This window comes from Clostridium chromiireducens, assembly GCF_002029255.1.
Lineage (GTDB): Bacteria > Bacillota > Clostridia > Clostridiales > Clostridiaceae > Clostridium > Clostridium chromiireducens.
In genome coordinates this window covers 19,403-35,182 of sequence record NZ_MZGT01000053.1, presented here as the reverse complement: position 1 = coordinate 35,182, position 15,780 = coordinate 19,403, and the positions used below count along the sequence as shown (strand labels likewise).

At 31.4% G+C, this 15,780-nt stretch carries 13 protein-coding genes; 3 read left to right on the top strand and 10 right to left on the bottom strand.

Annotated features, from left to right (window positions below):
* Positions 1–38: 38 nt before the first annotated feature.
* Positions 39–1,277, bottom strand: coding sequence for a [FeFe] hydrogenase H-cluster maturation GTPase HydF (hydF, locus tag CLCHR_RS17500; RefSeq protein WP_079441193.1), 1,239 nt, complete (start codon positions 1,275–1,277; stop codon positions 39–41).
* 159 nt (positions 1,278–1,436) lie between these two features.
* Here hydF and CLCHR_RS17495 point away from each other — a divergent pair, with 159 nt between their 5' ends.
* A complete protein-coding gene (locus tag CLCHR_RS17495; protein WP_079441191.1) occupies positions 1,437–2,834 on the top strand; it encodes an aspartate ammonia-lyase in 1,398 nt (465 codons plus the stop codon).
* 74 nt (positions 2,835–2,908) lie between these two features.
* On the opposite strand, the gene CLCHR_RS17490 is transcribed toward CLCHR_RS17495, so the two are convergent.
* Positions 2,909–3,310 carry a pyridoxamine 5'-phosphate oxidase family protein gene (locus CLCHR_RS17490; RefSeq protein WP_079441196.1) on the bottom strand — a complete coding sequence of 134 codons (402 nt, stop codon included), beginning with the start codon at positions 3,308–3,310 and terminating at the stop codon, positions 2,909–2,911.
* A gap of 395 nt (positions 3,311–3,705) precedes the next feature.
* Here CLCHR_RS17490 and CLCHR_RS17485 point away from each other — a divergent pair, with 395 nt between their 5' ends.
* Positions 3,706–4,056, top strand: coding sequence for a winged helix-turn-helix transcriptional regulator (locus tag CLCHR_RS17485; protein WP_079441189.1), 351 nt, complete (start codon positions 3,706–3,708; stop codon positions 4,054–4,056).
* A 144-nt stretch (positions 4,057–4,200) separates the two neighbouring features.
* On the opposite strand, the gene CLCHR_RS17480 is transcribed toward CLCHR_RS17485, so the two are convergent.
* The 5 genes from CLCHR_RS17480 to CLCHR_RS17460 form a co-directional block, all read right to left on the bottom strand.
* Complete coding sequence (locus CLCHR_RS17480; RefSeq protein WP_079441187.1) at positions 4,201–4,899, bottom strand: MBL fold metallo-hydrolase; 699 nt, start codon at positions 4,897–4,899, stop codon at positions 4,201–4,203.
* Positions 4,900–4,987: 88 nt separating this feature from the next.
* Positions 4,988–6,022: a GH25 family lysozyme gene (locus CLCHR_RS17475; RefSeq protein WP_079441185.1), complete on the bottom strand. Its 1,035-nt coding sequence runs from the start codon at positions 6,020–6,022 to the stop codon at positions 4,988–4,990.
* Positions 6,023–6,100: 78 nt separating this feature from the next.
* Complete coding sequence (locus CLCHR_RS17470) at positions 6,101–6,349, bottom strand: phage holin (protein WP_079441173.1); 249 nt, start codon at positions 6,347–6,349, stop codon at positions 6,101–6,103.
* Between the two features lie 272 nt (positions 6,350–6,621).
* Complete coding sequence (locus tag CLCHR_RS17465) at positions 6,622–7,140, bottom strand: hypothetical protein (protein ID WP_079441171.1); 519 nt, start codon at positions 7,138–7,140, stop codon at positions 6,622–6,624.
* A 179-nt stretch (positions 7,141–7,319) separates the two neighbouring features.
* A complete protein-coding gene (locus CLCHR_RS17460) occupies positions 7,320–8,738 on the bottom strand; it encodes a glycoside hydrolase family 1 protein (RefSeq protein WP_079441169.1) in 1,419 nt (472 codons plus the stop codon).
* Between the two features lie 527 nt (positions 8,739–9,265).
* Between CLCHR_RS17460 and CLCHR_RS17455 the strand changes: the two genes are divergently transcribed.
* Positions 9,266–10,174, top strand: a complete 909-nt coding sequence (locus CLCHR_RS17455) for a DMT family transporter (protein WP_079441167.1) — start codon at positions 9,266–9,268, stop codon at positions 10,172–10,174.
* Between the two features lie 633 nt (positions 10,175–10,807).
* On the opposite strand, the gene CLCHR_RS17450 is transcribed toward CLCHR_RS17455, so the two are convergent.
* The 3 genes from CLCHR_RS17450 to uxuA form a co-directional block, all read right to left on the bottom strand.
* Complete coding sequence (locus CLCHR_RS17450; RefSeq protein ID WP_079441165.1) at positions 10,808–12,913, bottom strand: alpha-glucuronidase family glycosyl hydrolase; 2,106 nt, start codon at positions 12,911–12,913, stop codon at positions 10,808–10,810.
* Between the two features lie 21 nt (positions 12,914–12,934).
* Positions 12,935–14,572: a mannitol dehydrogenase family protein gene (locus tag CLCHR_RS17445; protein ID WP_207652333.1), complete on the bottom strand. Its 1,638-nt coding sequence runs from the start codon at positions 14,570–14,572 to the stop codon at positions 12,935–12,937.
* A 102-nt stretch (positions 14,573–14,674) separates the two neighbouring features.
* Positions 14,675–15,748, bottom strand: coding sequence for a mannonate dehydratase (gene uxuA / locus CLCHR_RS17440; protein ID WP_079441163.1), 1,074 nt, complete (start codon positions 15,746–15,748; stop codon positions 14,675–14,677).
* Positions 15,749–15,780 lie beyond the last annotated feature (32 nt).

The window sequence follows — 15,780 nt, the reverse complement described above, 5'->3', positions numbered from 1 at the left end:
AAGTTACATATAAATAATATTCATAGACTTTTAATATGTTAGATAAAATCACAGTCATATACTTCTTTTGCCAATGGGAATGGTTCAAGAGCTCTTTCTAAAATTCCTTGAACATATCCTATTAATACCCCATAGTTAACAATTGGAATTTCATGTTTAATTGCATTGTCAATCCTTGAAAGCATAGCCGCTCTATTTAACATACATCCTCCACAGTGAATGATAAGCTTAAATTTTTTGACGTCATCAGTAAATGAATTTCCAGAAGAGTATTCAAAATTAATTTGCTTTCCAGTCATTTGACGTACCCATCTTGGTATTTTTACCGTTCCAATATCATCACATTGTCTATGATGCGTACATCCTTCTGAAATCAATACATAATCACCATCTTCTAAACTTTCTACTGCTTTAGCACCTTTTACAAGCTCAATAAGATTACCTTTATATCTTGCTTGTAATATTGAAAATGATGTAAGCATTATGTCTTTAGGTGTATCTGCTGATGCCTTTAAAAATACTTGTGAATCAGTTATAACAAGCTTTGGTTTTTTCTTTAAGTTTTCAAGTGTCTCTCTTAATTCATGTTCTTTTGTTACAATAGCTATGGCATCACTTTCAATTATGTCTCTTATAGTTTGCTGCTGCGGAAGAATTAATCTTCCTTTAGGCGCTGCTTTATCTATAGGTGTTACTAAAACAACTATATCTCCAGGGCTTATAAGATCTCCAACTAATTTGAATTTATCCTCATTATCTGGTATTACATTTATGATTTTTTGCTTAAGTTCATCTATACCATTCTTATTTAAAGCCGAAACAGAAACAACAGTAGTACCCATTTCCTTTTCTATCGTATCTAATTCTTCTTTTGTAAGACTCCTCTCATCTGCCTTATTAAAAATGCAAACTGTAGGTATTTTCTTTTCTTTTATTTCATTTATTATGGTTATATCATTTTCAGTAACTCCAATTGTACTGTCTACCACTACTAATGCAACATCTGTCTTTGATAATACTTCAAGAGTTTTCTTTTTTCTTGATTCTCCTAATTCACTTTCATCATCAAGCCCTGCTGTATCAATAATCATACATGGTCCTATAGGCAGAATTTCGATTGCTTTATAAACTGGATCAGTAGTTGTCCCCTTTACATCTGAAACAATAGAAATTTCTTGATTTGTAAGTGCATTTATAATACTGGATTTTCCTGCGTTTGTCATTCCAAACAGAGCAATATGTACTCTTTCTCCAGATGGCGTTGTATTTAAACTCATATTATTACTCCTTTTGAATTAATTTTAATCATTAAGTATTCTTTTAAGTAGTTTCTTCTATTATAATATAAAATATTAAGATGTATATTGCAAAATAATTCTTAAATTTAAATTTAAGAAGCGTATTAAGAACCTCATTTATGAAAAGGAGTGGTTACTTTGAATTATAGATTAGAACAAGATTTATTAGGTGAAAAGAATATAGATAATTCTACATATGGCGGAATAAATACAGCACGAGCCTTAGAAAACTTTGATTTAAACAGTAAGACTGTAAATTTAAATCTGGTAAAAGAGATTGCTCTTATTAAAAAAGCTGCTGCAATGACAAATAAGAAACTAAAATTACTTTCTCCTGAAAAAGCTGATTCAATAATAAAGGCAAGCGAGGAAATTATAGAAGGAATCTTTGATAATGAATTTAAAATAAGTGCATTCCAAGGCGGCGCTGGTACCTCAACAAATATGAATGTAAATGAAGTTATTGCTAATAGAGCAATTGAGCTATTAGGCGGTGATAAAGGAAATTATGATTTAGTACATCCTCTTAACCATGTTAATATGTCACAATCAACTAATGATGTTTATCCTTCTGCGCTTAGGATTGCGGCAATAAAGTTAATTAGAAAGTTAAGTAATTCCTTGTCAAGTTTACAGGAAGCTCTTCAAATGAAAGAAAATGAATTCTCAGATATTATTAAACTTGGGAGAACTCAATTAATGGATGCACTACCAATGACAGCTGGGCAAGGTTTTGGAGCATATTCAAAAGCAATAGAACGAGACAGATGGAGAATATATAAGGTTGAAGAAAGATTAAGACAAATTAACCTAGGAGGCACTGCAATAGGCACAGGGTTAAATGCTACTAATAAATATGTATTTATGATGACAGATATTATCCAAACCCTTACTGGCCTTGGAATAGCAAGATCTGACTATCCTATGGATATCACACAAAACTGTGATATATTTGTTGAAACATCAGGATTATTAAAATCTTGCAGCGTAAATCTTCTTAAGATATCAAACGACTTAAGGCTTTTAAATTCTGGTCCTCGTGGTGGGATAGGAGAAGTAATGCTTCCTAATATGCAGGCTGGTTCAACAATTATGCCTGGAAAGGTAAACCCTGTTATTCCTGAAATGGTTGCACAGGTCAGCTTAAGAGTAATTTCTAATGATAGCGCTATTACTATGGCAAGCTCCATGGGACAATTGGAACTTAATGCATTTACTCCACTTATAGCAGAATGTTTACTAGAATCTTTAGAACTTCTTGATAAAAGCGTCATGATTTTTAAAGAGAAGTGTATAGACGGATTACAGATGAATAAGGATAGATGTTTAGAAAACATAGAAAATTCTTTAGTTTCTGCAACTTCTTTAGTTCACCATATAGGTTATGATAAAGCCAGCTTAATATCAAAAAAAGCCTTAGCTACTGGAAAAACTATTAGAGAAATTTTATTAGAAGAACAAATACTTCCTGTTGAAGTTATAGATAAGATATTATCTCCAGCGGAATTAATAAGAACCCATATACCTGGAAAATAATACACATAAAAAATAATAGACTCGAATATCGGTCTATTATTTTTTATCTCACTTATACTTTAATCATTATTTTATTATAGATTATATTCCTTTGGTGGGTTGCCAGAAAACTCTGCAATAACTGCTTTTGCATCTCCTAAATAGAATACTTCAATAATGGGATTTGATGCTTCTTTATATGTTCCTTTTACAATAGGATTTAGCATACACGCTTCTTTAACTGCCATATTATTTTCAAATACAGCTTTTCCATTTAATCTAATCCAAGAATATTCAGGACTTGAAACACACACCTCTATTTCTGGATTTGCTTGCATATCCTTAAAAACATCTTTAGTATTGTTTGTACAAAACCATAACTTTCCTTCTTGCTCTAAACAAAACATAAATGGACGGCATTTTGCTTTACCATCACGGCCTACAGTTGCTAAATATTGAACTGGGTTAGCTTGTAAAAATTGAACTACTTCTTTCATTTTCTTTTCTCCTCTTTTAAAAAAATTTTCATAACTTCTTTTGAAACTCATATTATTAGTTCCTTCTTCAACAAAGTGGCCACTTTCTATAGTTTTATTATAATTTGCCAAGTTATTTTTGGAAAGTAAGCACTTCAAAGTGCTATAGTTTCCTATATGATACTATTAATAGTAAATTGGAGTTTTGCCTATACAAGATTAGAAGTTTTATCTCTTTTTACTTATTAAAATTCTATTTATAATTGTTCCATATTATGAAATATGATCATATTCAAATTTATATTGAATTTCTTTATCTTTAATCCTATAATAAATTTTATGATATCTAACATAAAGTAAACGTCTATAAACGCTATAGTATATAAATAGATACTATTAGAAAGGAAGTGTGTTTGATGACTAAAGAATTGCCTGCATGTCCCGTTGAAATGACTTTGCAGCTTATCGGAAATAGATGGAAAGTATTAATAATGAGAGATTTGCTTGAAGGAACAAAACGATTTGGTGAACTTAAAAAATCTGTTGGTTCAATAACTCAAAAGGTTCTTACTCAAAACTTAAGGGATATGGAAGCGTGCGGATTACTCACTCGTAAAGTCTATGCTGAAGTCCCTCCAAGAGTTGACTATACATTAACTGAAACTGGATATAGCTTAAAGCCTATACTCGATTCAATGAATACATGGGGAACTTCTTATAAGATGAAATTTAGTGCAGATGAGGTTTACTCAACATCTGAAGTTTAATCGAATCTATTCTGTGGATTAAATTACCTACCTTTATTCTTCAACTAAGTAAATGAGATTGTTATGTAATAAGATTAAGCAGGTACTAGATTATTTAAGTCTATATAATTATATAGGCTTAAATAATCTAGTACCTGCTAAGTTTTAATTAGTAAACATTATTTTATCTCGATATGGTTCTGAACAATCCATAGATTTTAATCTATCAATTATAGAATCATCATTCCAAAAGTGCATTGGATATGCCTTATCTGTGTCAGTATTTCTCATGAAATAATCAAATCCCAGATGGAATTTATCCTCTTGTCTCGGATCTAAAACTAAAAATGCAACATCAAAATGCCTGTTCTTTATTCTCTCTATTTCATTTATATATTCCTCTGTATTTTTTGTATTATTCTCTGCTGTCTTATGATTCCAAGCCCATAAATGAAGGTCCCCCGCATGATAAATTGTTTTACCATTTACTGTGACAATGAATGCAACCCCTTCATCTGTAGAATTTAAAGTTTCTATCTTTAAATCCGCTGTTTCAAGAGTCTGATAACTGTCTATAAACTCAATCTTTTCATAAATACTATCATCAACACCATGGGTATTAAAAAATTTCCTTCCAAATTTTTTCTTAATATCTTTCGAAAGTATATATTTTACCTTCGGGTATTTTTCTAACAATTTAAATATTGATATATCAAAATGATCATGGTGATTATGGCTTGAAAATACATAAATTGTTTTCTCTTTATCAAAATCCGGAAGCTGGCCTTTATAATAATCAAATAATAAAATTACATTTTCAAGCTCTATTGAAAAACAACTATGTTCAATATATTTAACCTTCATTTTCATCATCCCTTCTTCAATTTATATTTTATAAATTATACCATAAAATATAAAGGTACAGGATTAATGACTCCTATACCCTAAAAATCTATCTTAATTTAGTTGCAACTCCATTGCTATCAAATTTATATCCGTACATTATAGTATCATGAATCATTTCGCCATTTGAATATAAGCAATAATCTTTTCCATTATATTTAATCCATCCCGTTTGCATTTCCCCATTTGAATTAAAATAATACCATTTTCCATCAATCTTTTGCCATCCTGTTTTCATAGATCCATCATTTGCATCACCAAGGTAATACCATTTATTATCCTGCAACACCCATCCTGACTTCATTGCACCATCATTTGAACGTCCCAGATAATACCAGTTGCTGCCGTTTTGTTTCCAATCATAAAGCATCCACCCTTTAGCATCAAATAAATACCATGATCCATTTATTTTTTCCCAACCATTAGTTGTATAGCTTCCGTCGCTATGCCTATACCACCATTTCCCATCTTGTAAAATCCATTCTCCTGCCTTACTAGCATTATCTAATAAAACTCCTTCAGTAAATGAATTTAGATCACATTCTTCACTTACACCATTAACATTCCCTGTTTCAGTGTACTGATGTCCTACTCTATTTGTAAAAAACGAGCCTGGAAGATTCCATGGATCATTATTATAATTAGCTTCCCAAAATGGCATATTCTTTATGGTATCTTTTATACCAGTTAAATAACTTATAAAACTTGTATAGCTATAAACTCCTAATGTCAATGAACTTAACTTATTAAACTCAGTAATAAATCTAACTACATAATCCGAAATCCCATTAAAATTAGTCTCTATATCCATCATAGGAACTAGATCCCATTGATAATCTTTTATCTTATTATAAAAATTCTGAGCTTGTGCTTCCGGAGTACTTGTCCCAACCAAAAAATGATATGCACCAACTTTCAAACCGTTATCTTTACTTCCACTGTAGAAAGTTTCCATAGTGCTATCTTGGAATGTTGCTCCTTCTGTAGCTTTTACATATACATACTTAACGCCATCTGATGCAACTTTACTAAAGTCTATGCTTCCATTATTATTTGATATATCTATTCCCTTTATATATGCCATAAAACTCTTCCTTTCACTCTTTATCTTATAAAAGAGTAACCAATAAGGTTACTCTTCAACATGTCCATTAAATTATCTTTATTCTATTGTTTTATTTTCATTATTATTAGTTGAATCAATTTTTATTTGGTCACTTATTCCTGTTGTGCTTGTGTCAATAATTATTCCAAGCATTGTTAAAATTGTTAGTACAGTATTAACAATCTCTGTATAATTGTCAGGAATTATTTTTAGTCCTAATTGTTGAGCTAATAATGCTATTGCGCTAGCCATAGCAACCCAAAAAGCTTTATTATTTAATCTTGCTTTCAAATCTATTCCAAACACTTCTGAATCCACCTCACTTTGTATAATACATAATATGAAATAGTAACATATATGGCTACTCCAAATTAACGTAAAATTTGTCACAGTTTCTTTTATAGATAAAAAAATAACACCTAAAAGATTTATATTTCTTAGGTGTTATTTTACTCACTAATTTCACATTGAATTATTAATTAATCAATTTTTTTATAAGAAATTTAAAGAACATTTTGGTGTTACAACCCATAAGTATCGGAAATAGTTTACTAATTTTAGTACTATATGTAAATTAATTAAAATATAACTTTTTCGATTGTATAATTGTTCCAATTACATGCATTTGCACGATTTGAACAATTACCTATTACTTTACCCTCTTCATTTATAAACATTTTACGTTCTGCATCTTTAGCATATTGTTTCCATATTATAAAATATAACATTCCTTCTTTATCAATTCCATATGCTCTATATATAGTCCCCTCAATTTGTCTCTCTGGAAATGCATCTTCAATTTGATATATTCTTTTGTCTTCATAAATGAATTTTCCATATTTTTTTTCTAATTTTGTTATATTGAATTTTTTTTCTAGTCCCCCACAATAAACTGTTAGTTCTTCTACATAATTCATATGTAACACATTATTTTTAATTTCATAGTTATAATGATCATTCCATTTCATGCTTGAAAATTCTTTCCGTTCGTCTTCTGTAAGTACTACAGATACGTGAACGCTATCAGTTCCTTTAAATCCAAATTTCTTTGCTTTCTCTTCTAGTTTATTAGTAATTTTTTTAAATAATTCACTCATAGTATACTCCATTCCACTTGCCTTTTAAGGTTTAGACATAACCTTTTGTTTACTATAACTAATATATAAGTTATACATTAAATATGCAATTACTTTATTTCTATTGAAACAGTAAAAGGATTGTTGCAAAACGCAACAATCCCTAAGTTTAAATAACCAAATCAAAGCAATATTCTATGCTAATTACTTAAATCTTCACCATTATTAGCAATAACTTTTTTATACCAATAGAACGAATCTTTACGATAACGATCTAAAGTCTTTAAATCGAATTCGTCTCTATCTACATAGATAAATCCATAACGTTTAACGATACCTTCATGAGTTGAAATTAAATCAATAGCAGACCATGGACAATATCCCATCATTTCTACTCCATCTGTAATAGCTAAACGAAGCTGTTCTATATGTTTTCTTAAATACTCAATACGATATGGATCATGAATTGAACCATCTTCTTCTAATTTATCATAAGCTCCTAAGCCATTTTCAGTTACGATTAATGGTAATCTGTATCTTGAATAAATTTCCCTAGCAGTAGCTCTAAAGCCTTCCGGATCAATTTCCCATCCAAATTCAGTTGTTTTTAAATTAGGATTTTTAAACCCCTTACATACACCAGGTTCATCCATAGCGCTTTGCTGATCCTTCTTACCATTTACACTGCTTTCCATATTAAAGGATTCTACTGTAGCTGTGTTGTAATAATTAAATCCAATAAAATCTGGTTTTCCAGACGCAAGGATTTCCATATCCCCTTCTTGAATTTCTGGAACAGCATCATTTTCTTCTAAAAATGACCAAACCAAATTATTATATTTTCCGTATACAGCCATATCTAAATATAACCAGTTACGTATTGCATTTAAATTTTGTGCAGCTAGATTATCTTCTGGCTTACAGCTTGCTGGATAAACTACTGATATATTAGGTGCTGGTCCAATTTTAGCATCTGGAATCATTTCATGACATAATGCCATAGCTTTTGCTTGAGCAACTAACATGTGGTGATTTTGTTGATAAAGTTCTTTTCTTATATTTGTACATCCTTCAGGTATCATTGTAGTCCCAATAACATCACCCATTAAGGTTAATACATTTTGTTCATTGATAGTTAACCAATACTTAACTCTGTCTCCGAAATTTTCATACATAACTTTTGCAAAGTTTACAAACCAATCAATTGATTCTCTCTTAGACCAGCCTCCACGTTTATCTAGTGCTGCAGGCATATCAAAATGAAACATTGTAACTAATGGAATAATGTTGTATTTTAAACATTCATCTATTAAATTATTATAATATTCTACTCCTTTTGGATTTACTTCCCCTGTTCCTTCTGGAATTAATCTAGACCATGAAATAGAGAAACGGTAAACCTTGAAGCCCATTTCAGCCATTAATGCAACGTCTTCTTTATAACGATGATATTGATCTGCACAAACATCTAATTCCGATGTTCCTTCCGGTACCTTTTTAACATCTTGACAAGATGGCCCCTTTCCATCAATTAAGTTAGCTCCTTCAACTTGATAAGCAGATGTTGAAGCTCCCCATAGGAATTCCTTTGGAAAACCTTTTAACTTTTTATGAAACATATAACACCCTCCATTGTACCTTATATTTAATTCAGTTAAGTAAATAAGTAAAATACTTAGTAAATTTTTTTTCAATCTTTAGCCTTAATATACCATAATAAATTCTGCATTTGTATTATTTATATTATTTAGTGACACATACTTATTATTAGGTATTTGTTTTTTTACAATACACCTTGTTTTTTATTATAGATAACCAAAATATAGCTTATTTCACTCACCACAATTTTGTGGTGAGTGCCTTGAACATTTATCAACCCAATATAGTGTGAAATATTTTATAATTGTATATAAAATATCGCAAACACATAGTGAATAATGTAGTCTACCATATTTCCACTATATAGGTATCTTAAGATTGGTGATTATCATGCTATAAAAATGCTATTTCATGGTACTTTAGGGTTATAAAAAAGGCTACCATTGGTAATTGATTTAATTGCCTAAACGAATTATGATATATAGAAGCAACGATGCATGAGGAATTTCTTCATGCATTTTTTTATTGAATTTTGGGAGGTAGTTTTATGAAAAAAATGAGAGGTGAATTAATTTTATTGCTTTCTGCTATGTTATGGGGAACCTGCTTTGTATTTCAGAAAATGGGTATGGACTATATTGGACCATACACCTTAGGAACATTTCGTTTCCTAATTGGAGCATTGGCGCTAATCCCAGTTATGTTTATTTTCACTCATATAAACAATAAGAAAGATCCGCATACACAAAAAGTGCACCTAGAATTCATGGATAAGCAGCTTTTTATTGGTGGAATATTGTGTGGCACTGCTCTATTTGCTGCTGCCTCACTTCAACAGATTGGTCTTAAATATACAACCGCAGGAAAAGCAGGATTTATAACCTCCCTAGAAATTGTATTAGTCGCTGCCATAATAATTTTTGTAAGCAGAAAAGTGCAAATTAATATAATTATTGGTGTGTTTTTAGCAGTAATTGGAATGTATCTGCTTTGCATGGTGGACGGATTTTACTTGGGGAAGGGTGATTTATATGAACTAGCAGGTGTTTTTTTCTGGGCTATGCAGATACTTGCTATAGATAAATACTCTAAAAATGTGGATGGAATCAAACTTTCCTTTGTCCAGTTTATAACAACTGGAATTTTATCTTGTGTATTTATGTTTCTTTTCGAAACTCCTCATCTGGATGATTTAAAAAATGGTACAATTCCAATTTTATATACTGCTATTATTGAAGTTGCAGTAGCATATACACTTCAAATAATTGGCCAAAAGTATACACCTCCAATCTCTGCTGCAATTATATTGAGCTTAGAATCTGTATTTTCAGTAATCAGTGGAGCGGTTATGCTTGGTGAAAAAATGTCCTTTAGGGAAGTTACTGGATGCATATTCATGTTTGCAGCTATAATAGTTTCTCAACTGCCAGATCGAAGTGCAAAATTAGATAATTAGTAAGATGAAACTTTATTATAGGGTTCCGCAATGATAATCGAACTTATGTGTATACTCACCGAAATTGAATACATGTTTATTCCATAGGGCTATGAAAATAAGCTGAAAGGTTCTAAATGGCTGGTTGCACCATTTCTGCATGCTCCCAATTTCATTGTGACAAGCAGTACATGGAACAACCAGCCATTAAGAACCTAACCAGCCTATTTTCAAATGCCTATTTCACAAACATGTATTCAATTTCTAGGTTGAGCATACTTTAAGTTCTTAGCGAGGAACCCTATATAGATATCCAAATCAAGCATTTGACTTATGCGATAAACATATTTACAAATTTGCTAGAACTTTAAGTTGATATCTTCACTAGAAATTATAAACATTTTTGTGGAGAAAACATTTGAAAATGAGCTGTTAAAGGTACTTAGTTGTAGGTTGTTCCGCTTTAGCTTGTCAAACTGAAAGTTGGAGCATGCTAAAGTGGATACAACCTGCAACTTAGAACCTTCAGCGATATTTTCATAGTTTTTCGGAATAAAAATGTTTATAATTTCGGTAAGTTATCTCATAAGTCTAAGTTTTAGTTTGTTTATCTATAAAAATTGTATTTTTAGCACTAGTGCCTTTCATTCTATTTTAGTATATTTTTCTTTTCTTCTCGTCCTCTATTCCAGACATTCTATAAAAATATGTGTTAACTTGATCTCTCCAATCTCTAGCGCTATTTAATTGTATATTAAGTCGTTCAAGTACGTGTTCATATACTTTTTCATCAATAATGCCTTTCAACCCCTTCCATTTATTAGCAAATACTTCTACTGCTTCGAACCCTTCAAAATGTGTATCATAGATATGCTGAATTACTGTTTTTCCAGATTTCAATACATGAGTATAAGGCACATGATGGAAAAATAATAGCAATTCATCCGAACACGCCTCTAAGTCATTATATTGACTCTTAAGTGGTTCATTATATTGTCCTGCATAACCTGTCCCACTTTCTAAAGTACGATCAATTCCAATCCCTCTGCAGTCTGCTCTATGATAGGTTCCCCAAGGTGAAAATTCATATCCATCAACATCTGGTCCATAATGATGCCCTGCTGCTACCATCCAGCCTATGCCAAGTGGTGATGTATACTTTTCATAAGCATCCCAAGAATTCATTAATATATCTTTCACGTTTTTCACAACTATTGGATTATGGCCAAAAGTAAGGCTGATCCATTCTTCTACAATCTCTTCACTACTAATATCGCTATTCCAAGCAAGACGTCCATATCCATAAAGATTAGCTTGAGCTAAAAAATGGCCTGTCCAATTTTCATCGTTTCCTACATTAACTATTGCTGCAATTCCATCAATTCTATTAGCTACACTGCTTTCATTTGTCTTGCCATGATTTGCATACGTTGGAGTGCTCAATATCTCTTTCCACCAAGGAATTAAAAAGCATACATGTTTTTGTTGACCTGTATATTCTTGAGTTATTTGAAATTCCATTAATTTATTTGTTTTGTCCATTACTCCAAATAGTGGTGATATTGGTTCTCTAACTTGGAAGTCCATTGGACCGTTTTTAATTTGAAGGTATACATTATCTAAAAATTGTCCATCTAATGGCGTAAAGCAATCATATGCAGCCTTAGCTCTATCTATTGAGTGATCTCGCCAATCTTGTTTGCAGTTATATACAAAACATCTCCATATTAATCTTCCTCCATATGGTGAAAGTGCACTTGCAAGCATATTTGCTCCATCTGCATGATTACGTCCATAAGTGAAGGGACCTGGTCTTCCTTCCGAATCTGCTTTTACCATAAATCCACCTAGATTTGGAATTACACTATATACATACTCTGTTTTTCTCTTCCACCATTCTATAACATCATTATCTAATGGATCTGAAGTTTGTAGATCTCCAAGGGTAATTGGCGCTGCAAAATTAATACTTAGGTAAGTTTTAATACCCCATCTATCAAATATTTCGCTAATAGTTTTTACAATATTAATTTTATTGTCTATTAAGTAAGTTTCTGCTGCATGAACATTAGTATTATTTATAATAGCTCCATTAATTCCAACAGAAGAAAGCATTCTTGCATAATCATTAATCCTATCTAAATCAGATGCTACCTTATAATCGTCATTAAAAGCTTTTCTTAGTGCATTATTAGTTGCTGTTATGCCGCCTATTACATCCATAACATCTTTCATAATATCTTTGTTTCGGCAGCTTTCAAATAGTACAGAAGCACCTGCAAAGCCACGCTCAATAGTTCCATCCATGTTATCCCAATGATTTATGATCCTTATAGCTTTCTTTGGATTATCTATAATTTGTATGCCTTCAAGCTGCTTATTTTGTTCAAACAAACGTAATAATGCAAATACTCCATAAAGAATACCAATATCGCTATTAGCTAAAACACTTATACATTTTTCTTTCTCACTAATAATCTCATGTTTTATCTTATATCCGTCATTAATTAAGGCGTCATCTTGTACTTTCTCTAATTTTATGTACTCAATACCCTTAACATCTTTTTCATTTTCATAAATTGCTTGAGATTTATTATTGCTGATTTGTTCAAATGCTCTCCTAATTTCAGATAAAGCAGAATCTATAATTTCACTTTTATACAAAACCAAAATATTTTCAAGATATTTTTTATATTTGCTATTTTCACTCTTACTGTGACTTAACCATCCTAAATATAATTTACTTTTCTTATTTATCATAACAATATCAACTCTTCTTTCTTAATATAAATTACATTGGTTATATTTCAACTTATTTCTTAAAGTTACTCTTACTGAACCCTTGGCCTCTACCATTTCCTCAAAATATGTTTCTACTAATTTTCCTAAACCAACTTCATATAAATTCACTCCAAAAATCTTCTCATTTGAAAGAATCGGTTTTAATTTCTCATGAAATGGTCCCTTTTGTCCAAGCCTAATTCCATCAAGATGTTCTCTTAAAGTCGCTAGCATTGGATCAGGGCTAATTTCAAATTTATTTCCATTGTCATCAACACCTAGTAAATATCTACACCAGCCTGCAATTACTAAAGGAATAAACTTCAATTCACTTACCTCTAGTTTCGGATTATTTATATATGCCTTAATTGTTTCTCCGAAACGTATAGGCATCTTTTGTGAAGTATCTGTAGCAATTCTTTGCGGTGTATCCGGCATAAAAGGATTTGGTATTCTCTTAGTTAAAACTTCATCTAAAAAAGCTTTTGGACTTATAATTTTAGGGTCAACAACTACTGGAAGTCCTTCTAAATATCCAACCTTTTCTACTAGTGCTTTTAATTCTGGTGCTTCCATTTCTTTATAAATCTTAGTATAAGATAATAAACATCCAAATACAGCTAATGCAGTATGTAGTGGATTTAAACACGTACAAACCTTCATCTTTTCCACTCTGTCTACTGTATTTCTATCAGTAAACTTAACTCCAGCCTCTTCAAGACATGGCCTTCCATTTGGAAAAGTATCTTCAATTACTAAATATTCAGCTTCTTCTGCATTTGTAAAGGAAGCTACATAAGTATTTTTAGAAGTTACTATAGGCTCTGCATCTAAAAAGCCACTGTCTATAAGCATATTTTTTACACCATCATCTGGTCTTGGTGTAATTTTATCGATCATGGACCAAGGAAATGATACGCAGCTTGGATCATTAATATAATCTAAAAAACCGTCTTCTGCTTTTCCATTATCAGTCCATTTTTCTGCAAAAGTACTAACTGCATTGTATAATTTTGTACCGTTATGAGAGCAGTTATCCATACTTACTAACGCAATTGGACTCTTTCCGTTAAGATATCTTTCATAACATAAAGCAGTCATCTTACCAATATAACTCTTAGGCTTGCTTGGACCGTTATTAAAATCTTCAACTACTTCCGAAATAAAATTTTCATCTTTGTCAACAAGACTGTATCCCTTTTCTGTTATAGTAAAACTCACCATCTGTAAGGAAGGATTTCTAAAAATTTCTTTTAATCTCTCGAAGTCATTTACATTATCACTATTAACAGTAAGAGATTCGACAATACTTCCAATAACTGTTTTTTCAATGTTTCCATCAGCCTTTAAAATTACCATTAAACTTAAGTCATCATGCTTTTTGTTTATTTTTTCTATGATTTCATAATCATATCCCTCAGCCACAATGATTCCTTTGTCTGTTTTCCCTTCATTCAAAAGATTTTGCTGCAATGCTGCTGGAAATGATCTGAAAATATTCCCGGCTCCAAAATGAATCCAAGTAGGATTTTCTTTTGTATTATTTATAACTGTCCTTCTATCAAATTTAGGGAGATTAAATCCGTTCTTCTCCCAATCTTCTTTATTTTTAATTCCGCTACTGTTTAACTCCAACATTTATTTCACCCACCTATCTTACTAGTTATAAATACTTAATTATATTAATAACCGAAATAACAGTATAGCTGTCCTTTCGGTTATCTCCACATCCTCAAGTATTTATTTTAATGGAATTGACTTCTGTAAACTTTCTAAAATTCCATTTAAATATGTCACTCCAAGTGCTCTATCATAAAGTCCATATCCTGGCATAGCTACTTCTCCCCAAATTGCACGTCCATGATCTGGTCTTACAATTCCTTTAAACCCTATTTCATATAAGGCTTTCATAATTTCATACATATCTAAAGATCCATCAGAGGATAGATGTGCAGCTTCATCAAATTTTCCTGGAGCATAGTGTTTAATATTTCTAACATGAGCAAAATGAATTTTTCCCTTTAATGCTCTTATAATATCTGGAATGTCATTATTCATATTTGAGCCTAAAGATCCCGTACATAACGTAACTCCATTACATGGACTATCTACCATAGTTACTAGTCTCAATAGATTCTCTTTACATGTCATGATTCTTGGTAATCCAAATACTGGCCATGCTGGATCATCTGGATGTATTGCCATCTTTATATTGTACTTCTCACAGGTTGGCATGATTGCTTCTAAGAAATATTTTAAATTACTAAATAATTTCTCATTATCTACATCCTTATACATTTCAAATAATTCTTTAATTCTAGCCATACGTTCAGGCTCCCAGCCTGGAAGCATAAAGCCATTAGATTTTGAATCCATTGAAGATAATAAATTCTCAGGATTAATTTTATCAACAAGTTCTTGGTCATAAGATAACACTGTTGAACCGTCAGGTCTTACTTTAGCAAGGTCAGATCTAGTCCAATCAAATACTGGCATAAAGTTATAACAAACAACATCAATACCTTCTTGCCCTAATCTCTCTAAAGTAGTAATATAATTAGCTATATATTTATCTCTATCTGGTGTGCCTACTTTAATCGAATCATGTATATTAACACTTTCTATACCTGCTACTCTAAGACCAGCCGCCTCTACTTCAGCTTTCATGGCTTTAATTCTCTCATGAGGCCAAACCTCTCCTGGCATTGTATCGTATAAAGTTGTTACAACACCTGTAACTCCAGGAATTTGTCTAATTTGTTCCAGTGTTACTGAATCCGCTTCTTTTCCAAACCATCTTAATGTCATTTCCATATATTTCTCACCTTTTCTTTGTTTATTTTTGT

Coding starts and splice junctions, on each gene's coding strand:
- CLCHR_RS17450 (WP_079441165.1), bottom strand. CDS start 12,913: ATGATAAATAAGAAAAGTAAATTATATTTAGGATGGTTAAGTCACAGT.
- CLCHR_RS17480 (WP_079441187.1), bottom strand. CDS start 4,899: ATGAAGGTTAAATATATTGAACATAGTTGTTTTTCAATAGAGCTTGAA.
- CLCHR_RS17465 (WP_079441171.1), bottom strand. CDS start 7,140: ATGAGTGAATTATTTAAAAAAATTACTAATAAACTAGAAGAGAAAGCA.
- CLCHR_RS17485 (WP_079441189.1), top strand. CDS start 3,706: ATGACTAAAGAATTGCCTGCATGTCCCGTTGAAATGACTTTGCAGCTT.
- hydF (WP_079441193.1), bottom strand. CDS start 1,277: ATGAGTTTAAATACAACGCCATCTGGAGAAAGAGTACATATTGCTCTG.
- uxuA (WP_079441163.1), bottom strand. CDS start 15,748: ATGGAAATGACATTAAGATGGTTTGGAAAAGAAGCGGATTCAGTAACA.
- CLCHR_RS17460 (WP_079441169.1), bottom strand. CDS start 8,738: ATGTTTCATAAAAAGTTAAAAGGTTTTCCAAAGGAATTCCTATGGGGA.
- CLCHR_RS17445 (WP_207652333.1), bottom strand. CDS start 14,572: ATGTTGGAGTTAAACAGTAGCGGAATTAAAAATAAAGAAGATTGGGAG.
- CLCHR_RS17490 (WP_079441196.1), bottom strand. CDS start 3,310: ATGAAAGAAGTAGTTCAATTTTTACAAGCTAACCCAGTTCAATATTTA.
- CLCHR_RS17475 (WP_079441185.1), bottom strand. CDS start 6,022: ATGGCATATATAAAGGGAATAGATATATCAAATAATAATGGAAGCATA.
- CLCHR_RS17455 (WP_079441167.1), top strand. CDS start 9,266: ATGAAAAAAATGAGAGGTGAATTAATTTTATTGCTTTCTGCTATGTTA.